Annotated in this window: 3 tRNA genes; all 3 read left to right on the top strand. The window is 53.1% G+C overall.

Features of this window, described 5'->3' with window-relative positions:
- The 3 genes from SAY88_RS25605 to SAY88_RS25595 all read left to right on the top strand — a co-directional run bounded on the left by SAY88_RS25605 (position 1) and on the right by SAY88_RS25595 (position 238).
- A tRNA-Val gene (locus tag SAY88_RS25605) sits at positions 1 to 76 on the top strand.
- A gap of 3 nt (positions 77 to 79) precedes the next feature.
- Positions 80 to 152 (top strand) — tRNA-Thr (locus SAY88_RS25600).
- A gap of 10 nt (positions 153 to 162) precedes the next feature.
- Positions 163 to 238: transfer RNA gene (locus SAY88_RS25595), tRNA-Lys, on the top strand.
- The last annotated feature ends 1 nt before the right edge of the window (position 239 follow it).

The following is a 239-nucleotide window of genomic DNA, read 5'->3' as shown; positions in this document are numbered from 1 at the left end:
GGAGGATTAGCTCAGCTGGGAGAGCACCTGCCTTACAAGCAGGGGGTCGGCGGTTCGATCCCGTCATCCTCCACCATATGCCGGCCTAGCTCAATTGGTAGAGCAACTGACTTGTAATCAGTAGGTTGGGGGTTCAAGTCCTCTGGCCGGCATCGTTTTTGAGAGCCATTAGCTCAGTTGGTAGAGCATCTGACTTTTAATCAGAGGGTCGAAGGTTCGAGTCCTTCATGGCTCACCAT

It is taken from the genome of Halalkalibacter flavus (assembly GCF_036663575.1).
GTDB classification, from domain to species: domain Bacteria; phylum Bacillota; class Bacilli; order Bacillales; family Bacillaceae_D; genus Halalkalibacter; species Halalkalibacter flavus.
The sequence above is the reverse complement of the archived record's forward strand: the minus strand, read 5'-3'. Positions and strand labels throughout refer to the sequence as shown.